This window comes from Pseudomonas graminis (assembly GCF_001705435.1).
GTDB lineage: Bacteria > Pseudomonadota > Gammaproteobacteria > Pseudomonadales > Pseudomonadaceae > Aquipseudomonas > Aquipseudomonas graminis_B.
On record NZ_MDEN01000063.1, the window covers coordinates 336,147 to 349,019 of the forward strand.

The window sequence follows — 12,873 nt, forward strand, 5'->3', positions numbered from 1 at the left end:
GCGCCTTACGAGAGGGAAGCATGGAACTCGTCTACGACTTCATCGGCATCGGTTTCGGCCCGTCGAACCTGGCTTTGGCCATTGCCACCCAGGAGTATGCCCAGCGCAGCGGTCTGGCGCCCCACGTGTGTTTCCTCGAGAAAAAGCCGGCGTTCAACTGGCACGAAGGCATGCTGATCGACGGTTCCACCATGCAGATTTCCTTTCTCAAGGACTTGGTGACCCTGCGCAATCCGGCCAGCCGTTTTACCTTCGTCAACTACCTCAACGAGCGCGGCCGCCTGCAGGACTTCATCAACCTGAAGACCTTCTTCCCGACCCGCGAGGAATACACCGATTACCTGACCTGGGCCGCCTCGCATTTCAACGAACAGGCCCATTACGGTGCCGAAGTGATGTCGGTCGAGCCGCATTTCGAGGACGGCCGCTTCGTCGCCATGGACGTGTTGTCCCGCGATGAGCACGGCGAAATCTCCCGCCGTCGCGCGCGCAATCTGGTGTTCGGCATCGGCGGCATTCCCCAGGCGCCGGTGGCCTTCGACGGTCTTGAAGATGCCCGCGTGCTGCACTCTGCCGGCTACCGCGGCGGCATCGAAAAACTCCTCGCCAATCGCCCCGGCCCGGTGCGCGTGGCGGTGGTCGGCGGCGGTCAGAGCGCGGCGGAAATCTTCGAAGACCTGGCCTCGCGTTTCGACAATGTCGAGGCCACCCTGGTGATTCGCGGCAGCGCGCTGAAGCCCTCCGATGACAGCCCCTTCGTCAATCAGATCTTCAACCCGTCGTTCACCGACACCATTTTCAACCACAGCCAGGAGCGTCGCGTCGCGCTGTTCGACGAGTTCCGCAACACCAACTATTCGGTGGTCGACACCGACCTGATCGAGACGATTTTCCAGCGCATGTACCAGCAGAAGGTGCGCGGCGAAGAGCGTCACCGCATGCTCACCAACCGTGAAGTGGTCCACGCCGAAGTGGCCGCCGACGGCATTGAGCTGTTCCTGCGCGATGCGCCCCATGACCAGATGCACAGCGAGTCCTTCGACGTTGTCGTGCTCGCCACCGGCTACCGCCGCGACTATCACCTGGAGCTGCTCTCGGGCATTCAGCAATACATCGAGGGCGCCAACGTCGACCGGCACTACCGTTTGCCACTGACCCCCGGCAGCGAAGCGGGCATCTTCCTGCAGGGTTGCTGCGAAGACAGCCACGGCTTGAGCGACACGCTGTTATCGGTGCTGGCGATCCGCTCCCAGGAAGTCGTCGAATCGATCTTCGGCGACCAGGCGCAGCCGTGTTCGGCGCGCTCTGGGCATGGGTCGTTGCAGGCTGAGCCTCGCGTAGCGCTGAAGCTGGCGCGCTAAGCCCGGGCCTTCAAACAAAGCCCGTCACAACGGTGGTCGTCAGCGGCCACCCACTCTTTTCTCACAACGTTGTGGGCCGCCGTTGCGCTGCCTGCGGGTTGAGCCTTGCCGATACAAACAGGTGAAAGAATGAAATCCATACGAGATCAGGCCGCGCATTTTCCCGAACTGGTGGGCTTTTATGCGCAGACCCAGCCGGACCGGATTGCCCTTCGACACATCGTCCACGAGGACCAGGCGCCGCTGCTGACCACCTACGCCCAGCTGGATGCCAGGGCGCGTTCGATTGCCGCCTGCCTTCAGCAGCACCTCGGCGTGCAGGGCGGCGAGCGATGCGTGCTGATCCTGCCGACCGGCGCCGATTACGCGGCGGCATTTCTCGGCTGTTTGTACGCTCGGGTCATCGCGGTGCCGGCCTTCGCTCCGGAGTACAACCGCCAGACCCACCTCGACCGTCTCACCGGCATCCTTCACGACGCCGCACCGCAGATGGTCCTCGGGCGCCGTGAAGACCTGGACAAGTTCCAACACCTGTTGCAACCCTTTATGCCCGCTGGCGGGCGCTTCGCTGCAGTGGAAGAAATCGCCGACGGCCACGCAGGGTTTCAGGCGCCGCTGATCGACACCGCGTCGCTGGCCTTCCTGCAATACACCTCGGGCTCCACCAGCGCACCGAAAGGCGTGATGGTCTCCCACGACAATCTCATGGCCAACGAAATCGCCATGGCCCGGCACTTCATTTCGGACCCCGCATCGGAAAGCTGGGTCAGCTGGCTGCCGCTTTACCACGACATGGGGCTGATGTGCGGCCTGCTGTTGCCGCTGTACTACGGCGGCACGCTGACAATGATGTCGCCTAACTACTTCCTCGGCCGGCCGGCGCGCTGGCTGGAAGCGATGAGTCAGTACGGCGGGACTTTCTCCGGTGGCCCGGATTTCGCCTATCGCCTGTGCGTCGAGCGCATCAAGCCCGCCGCCGTGAAAGGCCTGGTGCTGGATCGCTGGAGCCTGGCGTTTTCCGGCTCCGAGCCGATCCGCATCGCCACGCTGGATGCCTTCAGCGAACATTTTGAGCCAGCCGGTTTCAACCGCCGCGCCCTGACGCCGAGCTACGGGCTGGCCGAAGCGACCCTGTATGTGAGCGCCGCCGAGCGCGACAGGCCGTTCGGCATCAAGCATTTCGACGGCAGCCAACTGGCCGCCGGGGAGGCCGCAGAGGCGGTGTTCGCCAACCAGAACGCGAAAAGTCGTCTGCCGGGATGCGGTTGGTGCCGGCCCGATCATGACCTGCGTATTGTTGATCCGGCCACGCTGCAGCGCCTCGCGCCGGGTCACGTCGGCGAAATCTGGATTACCGGGCCGAGTGTCGCCCAGGGCTACTGGCAGAACGCCGAAGCCACCGCGCAGACCTTCGTCGAGGAAGACGGCCAGCGCTGGTTGCGCAGCGGCGATCTGGGTATCGCCAGCGACAACGAGCTGTTCATCACCGGTCGCTTGAAGGATTTGATCATCCTCAACGGCCAGAACCTCTACCCCCAGGACATCGAGCAGGCGCTGGAGAAGAGCGTCGAGCTGCTGCGTCGCGGGCGCATCGCGGCGTTTCCGGTCACGGACGAGCAGGGCGTCGAAGGCGTCGGCCTGGCCCTGGAGATCAGCCGCAACGTGCGCCGCCTGATGAAGCCGCCGATGATCTGCGATGCCGTGCGCGACGCCGTGTCCGAGCTGTTTCTGGTGGCGCCAAAGGTCATCGTGCTGCTGGAGCCGGGCGCACTGCCGCGCACCACCAGTGGCAAGCTGCAGCGTTCCGCCTGCCGCAGTGGTTGGCAGAACGGCAGCCTCGACAGCTTCGCGATCTGGCAGGAAGGGCGTTTGCTCGATGCTGACAGCGCGGACGTCTCGGTTGAGGCTTCGCCTTTGCTGTCGGAAGTGCGGGCCGCGTGGCAGGAAGTCCTCGGCAAAAGCGACCTGATCGCTGCCGATCACTTCTTTGCCCGTGGCGGTGATTCGGTGGGCGTGGTGCAAGTGCTGTCCCGTCTGAACAGCGAGTTGGGCCTGAAACTTGAGCCCGCCCACCTGTTCGAACATCCGACCCTTGGCGCCTTCAACGCCCACGTCGCCGCGCACCTCTCCACCCATGGCCGCAGTGCCGAAGCCTCTGCGGGCGTGCCGCGCATTTCCCGTGACAGCGATCCCGAGCAGTCTTTTGCCCAGCAGCGCCTGTGGTTCCTCGCGCAACTGGAGCCGGACAGCAGCGCCTATCACCTGTGCGGTCGGCTGAGTCTCAACGGCGCGCTGGATGATGCCGCGCTGCAACGCAGCCTTGACGACCTGGCCGCCCGCCATGAAAGCCTGCGCACCACCTTCGCCATCGACGCCAACGAAAAGCTGGTGCAGCGCATCCACGCGCCAGGCCCGGTGCTGGTCGAACGCCATTACCTGAGCGAGGACACCGACCCGGCAGCCGCCTTGAGCGAACTGGCCAGAGCGGCCGTCGAGCAGCCAATGGATTTGCAGAAAGGCCCGCTGTGGCGGGTGCTCAATGTGCGGTTGGCACCGGACCGGCAGCAACTGGTGCTGGTGTTGCACCACATCATCGCCGACGGCTGGTCGGTGCAGGTCATGCTCAAGGAATTTGCTGCGCTGTACAGCGCCCATGCAAAGGGGGCACAACCGACGTTGCCGCCTCTGCCGGTTCAATACGCCGACTTCGCCGCCTGGCAGCGCGCGCGTCTGGCCGGTGGGGAAGGGCAGCGTCAACTGGCCTACTGGCGTGAGCAATTGGGTGACGCCCAGACCGTCTTGAATCTGCCGGCCGATCGCCCGCGTCCGGCGCAACAAAGCCATCGCGGCGCCCGTTACGCCCTCGCCCTCGACCGCGACTTGAGCCAGGGCCTGCGCGACCTCGCCAGCCGTCACGGCGCGACCCTGTTCATGGTCATGCTCGCCGCCTACAAAACCCTGTTGCAGCGCTACAGCAGCCAGAACGACCTGCGCGTCGGCGTGCCGGTGGCGGGGCGGACCTGCACCGAATCCGAAGGCCTGATCGGCCTGTTCGTCAATACCCTGGTGCTGCGCAGCGAGGTGTCGCCGCAGCAGTCGTTCAGCACGCTGATCGAGGCGGTTCGTCACACCGCGCTGGGTGCGCAACACCATCAGGACCTGCCATTCGAGCAACTGGTCGAAGCCCTCGGCGTGTCGCGCAACCTCAGCCACAACCCGCTGTGTCAGGTGAAATTCACCCAGCAGTTCCCGCTGCCGCAGAACGTTGAAATGGCCGGCGTGCGCATGGACGTCAATCAGCTCGACGACTACTCCGCGCACTTCGATTTAGGTCTGGACATCACCGACGACGCCGACGGCATTCAGGCGGTGTTCACCTATGCGTGCGACCTGTTCGACGAACCGCGTATCGCCGGTCTCGCCGGTGACCTGCTGCGGATCTGCGCGCAAGTGGTGGCGCAACCGCAGGTGCGTCTGGCTGATTTGCAGATCGGTGCCGAGCCTTCATGCCTCGCTGCCGAGTCCGTGACGTTCCCGGCCACCGATGTCCTGAGCCTGTGGGATGCCAGTGTCAGCGCACAACCGAATCGTCTGGCCCTGCAAGACGAGCAGCGCAGCGCCCGCTTTGCCGAGGTCGATGCCCAGGCCAATCAGCTGGCGCAGCATCTGCGTCAGAAGGGTGTGGGCGTAGAAAGTCGTGTGGGCATTCTGCTGGAGCGCTCCCTGGAGTTCGTCGTGAGCCTGCTTGGGGTGCTCAAGAGTGGCGCCGCTTTTGTGCCGATGGACCCGAAATGGCCCGCCGAACGTCAGGCGTTTGTGCTGGCCGACAGTGGCGCAAGCGCGTTGATCAGTGACGTGGCTGCGCCAGGCGACTTCCATGGCGACGTCATCAGCGTGGCGGCCGACGCTGCGTGGCGAGCGCAGCCGGCGCAAGCGCTGAACCTGCAACCCCACGCCGATCAGGCCGCGTACCTGATCTACACCTCCGGCACCAGCGGCACGCCGAAAGGGGTGGTGATCAGCCACGGCGCACTGGCCGATTACGTCCAGGGCTTGCTCGCCCGGCTTGATCTGACGCCCGAGGCGAGCATGGCGATGGTCTCCACCGTCGGCGCCGACCTGGGCCACACCGTGCTGTTCGGCGCGCTGTGCTCGGCGCGCTCGCTGCACCTGATCAGCCCCGACCGCACCAACGACGCCGACCGCTTCGCCGCCTACATGGCCGAGCACAGGGTGGGCGTGCTGAAGATCGTGCCGACCCATTTGAACGGCCTGTTGCAGGCGACGAATGCCGCCGATGTGCTGCCGGAACACGCGCTGATTCTTGGTGGCGACACGCTGCCGTGGGAGCTGGCGGCCCAGGTCAACCGCTTGAAGCCCTGCTGCCGGGTCATCAATCACTATGGGCCGACCGAAACCACCGTGGGCGTGCTGAGCAATGAGGCTCTTGGAGCCGCATTGGGTGAAAGCGTGCCCGTTGGCCGTCCCCTGCCGAACGCCGTGGCGCTGATTCTCAACGACCATCTGCAACCGGTGGTGCAGGGCGACGTCGGCGAGCTGTACATCGGCGGGCCGGGCCTGGCGCGCGGGTATCACCAGCGCCCGGCGATGACCGCTGCGGCGTTTATTCCGGACCCGAGGGGCAGCGGCGCGCGGCTCTACCGCAGTGGCGACCGCGCGCGCTTGCTGGTCAACGGGCAGATTCAGTTCCTTGGCCGTGCCGACGATCAGATCAAAGTGCGTGGTTACCGCGTGGCCCTGGGCGAAATCGCCCAGCGCCTGCGCCAGCTGGACGGCCTGCGTGACGCCCATGTCCGCGTCGATGATCGCGGCCAATTAATCGCTTATGCGCTGGTGGCGAGTGGTGCAACGGTGGACGGCGAGACGCTGCGCGCGCAACTGGCCCACAGCCTGCCGGACTACATGGTGCCGAGCCATATCCTGACCCTCGACGCCTTCCCGCTGACCGCCAACGGCAAGCTCGACGCCAGCGCGCTGCCGTCGCCGACCACAACATCGGAAGATTTCGAAGCGCCTCACGAAGGGGTCGAAGCTGCACTCGCCGCGCTCTGGCAAGCGGCGTTGAACGTCGAAGCGGTGGGCCGTCACGACAACTTCTTCACCCTCGGCGGCGACTCGATTCTCAGCCTGCAGATCATTGCCCGTGCGCGGCGTCAGGGCATTCGCCTGACGCCCAAGCAGCTGTTCGAAAAACAGACCATCGCCGAACTCGCCCAGGTCGCCACAGTGGCCGAAGCCAAGCCTGCCGCTGCGCCCGTCACGGCAGCCGTTGCGCCCCGCGAGTTTGCCCTGACGCCGATTCAGGCGCGCTTCTTCAGCCTGCCCATCGCTCAGCGTCAGCACTGGAACCAGTCGCTGTTGCTCGACGTGCCCCAGGCGCTGGACACCGCGCGGTTGCAGCAGGCCCTCGCCGCGGTGCTGACCCATCACGACAGCTTGCGCCTGAGCTTCCATCAGAACGAGGAGGGCCAGTGGCAGCAGCGTTACCGCGACAGCGAAAGTGCCGAGCGCGTGCTGTGGACCTGCGAACTGAGCCGCGAAGACGACCTCGATTCGCTCAACGACGAAGCCCAGCGCAGCCTGAACATCGACACCGGTCCGCTGCTGCGGGTAGTGCATGCGCGCCTGCCGTCGGGAGAAGCGCGGTTGCTGTTGGCGATCCATCACTTGGCCGTGGACGGCGTGTCGTGGCGGGTGCTGCTGGAAGATCTGCAAATGGCGTACAGCCAACTGGCGGCTGGAAAGAGCGTGGCATTGGCCGACAAAACCGCCAGCTTCCAGGCCTGGTCGCAGTCGGTGAACACCCTGGCGCATTGCCCTGAGCTGCAAAACCAACTGCCGTACTGGCAAGGGCTGAACGCCGCCGATGCCACTCTGCCCGGCGATGCTTCGGTAGAGAGCCTTATCGGCGACAGCGAAACAATGCACCTGACCCTCGACGCAGACATCACCCGTCGCCTGCTCAGCGAAGCCCCGGCGGCGTATCGCACCCGCATCGACGACCTGCTGCTGGCGGCATTGTCCCAGGCGCTGTGGCAGTGGAGCGGCCGTCGTCGCCAGGTCATCAGCCTCGAAGGCCATGGCCGCGAAGACGCCACCGGCACCCTGGACCTGAGCCGCAGCGTCGGCTGGTTCACCAGCCTGTACCCACTGGCGCTGGACGCCGCGGATGACCCAGTCGCCACCCTCAAGGCGGTCAAGGAAGCCGTGCGCGCGGTACCGGAAAAAGGCCTCGGCTACGGAATACTGAAGTACATCGCCAGGGCAGATTTGCCGGAGCTGATCGGGCAGGGCGTGACCTTCAACTACCTCGGCCGCTTCGATGACAGCGAGGGCGCACTGTTCGCATTGTCGAGCCGCACGCCGGGCAACCTCCGCGACCCCCAAGGGCCGCTGGCCAATGCGTTGGCGGTGGACGGTCAGGTGCGCGACGGCCAGTTGCAGCTCGATTGGACCTTCAGCCGCGAACGCTTCAGCCGCGACAGCATCGGGCAACTGGTGGCGCTGTATGAAGCGCAGCTGCTGCAGCTGATCGAACATTGCAGCGATGAAACCAATGCCGGCCTGACGCCTTCGGATTTCCCCCTGGCGGCGTTGAATCAAACGCAACTCGATGGGCTGGGTATCCCTGCGCGGGAGATCGAAGACATCCTGCCGCTGGCGCCCATGCAGCAGGGCATTTTGCTGCACAGCCTGCTGGAGCAGGGCAACGGCATCTACCTGATGCAGGATCAGTACGACGTCGGCGCCGATGTGGATTTCGAGGCGTTCAAATTCGCCTGGCAGCAAGTGGTGCAGCGACACCCGGCGTTGCGCACGGCGTTTCATGGGCTGGAAAGCGGCGTGCAGCGTCAGATTGTGATGCGCCGCGTGCCGTCGCCGGTGCAACTGATCGACCTCAGTCATCTGTCCCGCGACGCCGCCGAGGCCGAGCTTGCAGACCTGCTGAAAAGCGAGCGCGAGCAGGGCTTCAATTTCGCCCGGGCGCCGTTGCTGCGCCTGCGCCTGATCAAGTTCGGCGAGGCGGATTTCCGCATCGTCCAGAGCCACCACCACGCCTTGATCGACGCCTGGTGCCGGGGCCTGATGCTCACTGAATTCTTCGCCCATTACCGCGCGTTCCTGGATGGGCGTCAGGTCAGCCTGCCGCCGGCGCGGCCGTACCGCGACTTCCTCGCCTGGCTCGCCGAGCAGGACGAAGCGGTGAGCCGCGATTACTGGCGCAACGCATTGGCGGGCTTCACCGACGTCACGCCACTGCCGTACCGCCACAGTCCTCAGGGTGATTCGCAAATGCGCGACGTGACCTTGGCCCTGGGTGTCGAGCAGACGACGAAACTGGCCGAACAAGCCCGTCAGCATCGTCTGACGGCGAACACCTTCGTGCAGGCCGCCTGGGCCTTGTTGCTGATGCGCCATGCCGACCGCGACGAAGTGCTGTTCGGTGTCACCGTGGCCGGTCGTCCGACCGAGCTGGAAGGCATCGAAGGCGCGCTGGGGTTGTTCATCAACACCTTGCCGCTGCGCATCCGCCGGCCGGGCATGGGCGCGTCGGCGCTGGAGCTGCTCAACGCCTTGCAGGGGCAGAACGCCGACATGCGCCAGCACGAACACCTGTCCCTGGCCGACATTCAGCTGCTCGCCGACACCCCCCGCGGCCAGCCGCTGTTCGACAGCCTGTTTGTTTTCGAGAACGTTCCGTTGGGCGCCGAGGTGCAGCAGGCCGTGAACGAATACCGCATCAACCCGCTGGCCAACCGTACTCACACCAACTACCCGTTGACCGTGGTGCTGCTGCCGGGTGAATCCCTGCAACTGCAGTTGACCTACGACAGCCGGCACTTCAACAACGCCGAGATGGGCACGCTGGTCAGCCATTTCCGCCGCTTGCTGACCCAGTTGATCGACAACCCGCAGCAGACCCTGAGCCAGTTGCAGATCCTTGAGCAAACGGAGCGCGAGCAGCTGCTGGCCCAAGGGCTCGGCCCGGTGCAAAAACACTGGTACGACATCAGCTACCTGGAGCGTTTCGAGGCGCGGGTGCTGGCCCATCCGGCCCAGGAAGTGGCCCGTTGTCAGGGTCAACGCCTGAGCTACCGCGAACTCAATCGTCAGGCCAACCGCATCGGTCACGGCCTCATCGCAGCGGGCGTACAGGGCGACGACGTGGTGGCGCTCTTCGCACCCCGCGGTCTGCCGTTGTTGAGCATGATCGTCGGCGCGTTCAAGGCCGGTGCGGCCTATCTGGCGCTGGATGATCGTCACCCGGCCGGGCGCAGCGCGCGCATGCTGGTCAGCAGCGCCGCGCCGGTATTGCTGACGCCGCGGGAGTGTCTGCCTCAGGTCGAGGCGATTGTCGCGCTGGCTGAACGCAAGCCCCGTGTGCGGGTGCTTGAGGACGTGCTGGCTCGCGCCGATGAGTCCGCCGACGAGAACCCGGGCCGCTACGCGACGGCCGAGCAACTGGCCTACGTCATCTACACCTCGGGTTCCACCGGCGAGCCGAAAGGGGTGATGGTCAACCAGCGCGGCATGCTGAACAACCAGATGTCCAAGCTGCCGTATCTGCGCCTGGGCGAGGGCGATGTCATTGCCCAGACCGCCGCCACCGGCTTCGACATTTCCGTGTGGCAATTCCTCACTGCACCGCTGTTTGGCGGGCGCGTGGAGATTCTGCCGGACGCCGTGGTGCAGGACCCGCAGCGCCTGCTGGAAGAAGTCGCGGCCAATCAGGTCAGCGTGCTGGAATGCGTGCCGGCGGTGATCGACGCCATGCTCGCGGTCGCACCCCAGCGACTCGATGCCCTGCGCTGGCTGCTGCCGACCGGCGAAGCGCTGACCACCGACCTCGCCGCGCGCTGGTTTGCCCGCTACCCCGAGGTGCCGCTGGTGAACGCCTACGGTCCGGCGGAGTGCGCCGACGATGTCGCGCTGCACACCCTGACCGCCGCGCCCGCCCTCAACGCCAACATGCCGATTGGCCGGCCCACCGACAACAACGGCCTGTACGTGCTGGATTCCAACCTGCAACTGGCCGCGCCCGGTGTGGTGGGCGAGCTGTACATCGGCGGCGTTGGCGTCGGCCGTGGCTATGCCGCGCGGCCAGGGCTGACCGCCGAGCGCTTCCTGCCCGATCCGTTCGGCGAAACCGGTGCGCGGCTGTATCGCAGCGGCGACCTGGCCCGCTGGAACGCCGACGGCGCGCTGGAATACGTCGGCCGTGCGGACTTCCAGGTGAAGATCCGCGGCCAGCGCATCGAGCTGGGCGAAATCGAAAACCTGCTGTTGGCCCAACCCTCGGTGCACGACGCCGTGGTCAGCGCGCTACCGACGGCCCACGGCCCGCAACTGGTTGCGTACGTGGTGGCCGAGGCGCAGCAGGCATTGTCTAGCGACGTGCTGAAAAGCGCGCTGGCGCAGACCTTGCCGGCGTTCATGGTGCCGGCCCACGTCGTCGTGCTGGCACAGATGCCGCGCAACGCCAACGGCAAGCTCGACCGCAAGGCACTGCCGGCGCCGAGCCTGGAAGAGCGCGTGTTCGAAGCGCCACAGGGCGAGCGTGAGGAAGTCCTCGCCGAACTCTGGCAGAGCCTGCTGAAGGTTGAGCAGGTCGGTCGTCATGACAACTTCTTTGAACTCGGCGGCCATTCGTTGCTGGCGACCCGGCTGCTGTCGCGCATTCGCGAGCGCCTCGGGGTGAGCATCCCGCTGGCCCAGGCCTTCGAAGCCACCACCGTCGCCGCCCAGGCGGCGCTGATCGACACCTTGCAGGGGCAGACCCTGACACTCGACCGGCTCGATGCCCTGGACGAGTTAATGAATGAGCTGGAGGAAAGCAACTGATGTCGCAACCGAGCATGACTTCACAGAGCAAGCTGCTGGCCCTGGCCACGCGTTTCCTCAGCCTTGGCAGCGCTCAGCGTCGGGTGTTTTTGAACAAGCTGCGCGAGCAGGGCCTGGATGCGTCGTCGTTGCCGGTGCCACCGGGTGTGGCGGGCGAGCGCAGCCCGGCGTCGTTTTCCCAGCAGCGTCTGTGGTTTCTGGAGCAACTGGAACCGGGCAACAGCACCTATCACCTGCCGGGTGCCTTGCGCCTGAAGGGCGAGCTAAATGTTGCAGCCGTGGGAACGGCGTTCGAGCGCGTGGCCGAGCGACATGCCAGCCTGCGCACAGTGTTCACCACCGCTGAAGACGGTACGCCGGAGCAGGTGATTCAACCTGGTCAACCGCTGCCATTTGAACGTCTGCACGCCGCTGACGAAGCCGAAATGCAGGCACTGGCCGACGCCTTCGCCCGACGCCCGTTCGACCTGGCCCAGGGCCCGCTGTGGCGCTTGGCGTTGATCGAACGCGCCGCAGACGATCACGTGCTGCTGGTGTGCCTGCACCACATCATCGCCGACGGCTGGTCGATTCAAGTGCTGCTGCTGGATTTCGTCGAAGCCTATCGCGCTGCCATTCAAAACGACACTGACTCACTGCCACCGCTGCCATTGAGCTACGCCGACGTCGCCCTGTGGCAGCGCGCCTGCCTGGACGCGGGCGAGGGTGATCGGCAACTCGCCTACTGGCAGCAACAACTGGGCGACGAGCCGCCGGTGCTGGAACTGCCGGCGGACCGTCCACGCCCGGCGCGCCAGAGTTTCCGTGGCGCGCGCCTGCCGTTCAGCTTCGACGCGGCACTGTCCGGGCGTATGCGTGAACTGGCCCGGCAGCGCGGCGTGACTTTGTTCACTGTCCTGCTGGCTGCCTATCAAGTGCTGTTGCAGCGGATGAGCGGCCAGACCGATCTGCGCATCGGCGTGCCCATTGCCGGCCGTCAGCGCGCCGAAACCGAGGGCCTGATCGGCTTCTTCGTCAACACCCAGATTCTGCGCGGCGACGTGCAGGCCGACGCCAGTTTCAACCAGATCATCGACAACGTTCGTCTGGCCTCCCAGGGCGCACAAGCCCATCAGGACCTGCCGTTCGAGCAACTGGTGGACGCCCTGGCGCCGGAACGCAGCCTCAGCCACAACCCGCTGTTTCAAGTGCTCTACAACCATCAGCAACGCCAGGACGAAGCGCTGCAATTGATGCCCGGCCTCAACGCCACGCTGATGCCGCTCGACAACGGCAGCGCGCAGTTCGACCTGGCGCTGCACACCTGGGAAAACGCGGCGGGGGAACTGGCGGGGAACTGGAATTACGCCACGGATCTGTTTGATCACGGCAGCATCGAGCGCTTGCATGGGCGTTTTGAGCAGCTGTTTGCCGAGTTGCTGGAGCGGCCGGATGCAGCGATTGGCGATTTCGAGCTGCTGGATGTTGAGGATCGCGCGCAGTTGGCGGTGGTCAATGACACGGCGCGGGATTGGGATTCCGAGCCGTTTGTGCATCGGCATTTTGAGCGGCTGGCGCAGGTACATCCCGAGCGGGAGGCTGTGCGCTTTGGCGATGCGGTGTTGAGTTATCGCGAGCTGGATCAGCGTGCGAATCAGCTGGCCCATTA

3 protein-coding genes are annotated in these 12,873 nt (G+C 65.3%); all 3 read left to right on the top strand.

Annotated elements, in window-relative coordinates; translation table 11 throughout:
• Positions 1 to 20 precede the first annotated feature (20 nt).
• Positions 21 to 1,361: a lysine N(6)-hydroxylase/L-ornithine N(5)-oxygenase family protein gene (locus tag BBI10_RS15210; protein ID WP_065989663.1), complete on the top strand. Its 1,341-nt coding sequence runs from the start codon at positions 21 to 23 to the stop codon at positions 1,359 to 1,361.
• A 129-nt stretch (positions 1,362 to 1,490) separates the two neighbouring features.
• Positions 1,491 to 11,225 carry a non-ribosomal peptide synthetase gene (locus BBI10_RS15215; RefSeq protein WP_244160374.1) on the top strand — a complete coding sequence of 3,245 codons (9,735 nt, stop codon included), beginning with the start codon at positions 1,491 to 1,493 and terminating at the stop codon, positions 11,223 to 11,225.
• The coding region (locus tag BBI10_RS15220; protein ID WP_065989667.1) for a condensation domain-containing protein at positions 11,225 to 12,873 on the top strand (1,649 nt) is incomplete at its 3' end. The genes BBI10_RS15215 and BBI10_RS15220, both read left to right, overlap by 1 nt.

Bases quoted from the DNA above. Each gene is read 5' to 3' on its own strand.
- BBI10_RS15210 (WP_065989663.1), top strand. From the start codon at position 21: ATGGAACTCGTCTACGACTTCATCGGCATCGGTTTCGGCCCGTCGAAC.
- BBI10_RS15215 (WP_244160374.1), top strand. From the start codon at position 1,491: ATGAAATCCATACGAGATCAGGCCGCGCATTTTCCCGAACTGGTGGGC.